The 253-nt window shown below is 51.4% G+C and carries 1 protein-coding gene; it reads left to right on the plus strand.

Annotated features, from left to right (window positions below; genetic code table 11):
• A partial coding sequence (locus SB717_RS37810) for a hypothetical protein (protein WP_410908300.1) occupies positions 1–253 on the plus strand: 253 nt, incomplete at both ends.

Raw genomic sequence — 253 nt, forward strand, 5'->3', positions numbered from 1 at the left:
GGAGAAACAACCAAGGGCGACCTTCCGGAAATGTTCAGCAATCCTGATCGTTGGCTTCAAGGTCAGGGGTTCGACGTTCCTGTTGATGAGTTAAATCAGTATCGTAAACAGGCTCATATTGCAGAACTCGACGAGCATGGGCGATGGATCACGCACTACACAAGTCTAGGTGAGCAAATGGCCTGGAGTGTGCGTCCGCTTGTAAGCGATGAGCACCCGTTCAACGATGACATTACAGAGCGCGCTCGTGAAG

The organism is Priestia sp. SIMBA_032 (assembly GCF_046535215.1).
GTDB classification, from domain to species: Bacteria; Bacillota; Bacilli; order Bacillales; family Bacillaceae_H; genus Priestia; species Priestia aryabhattai.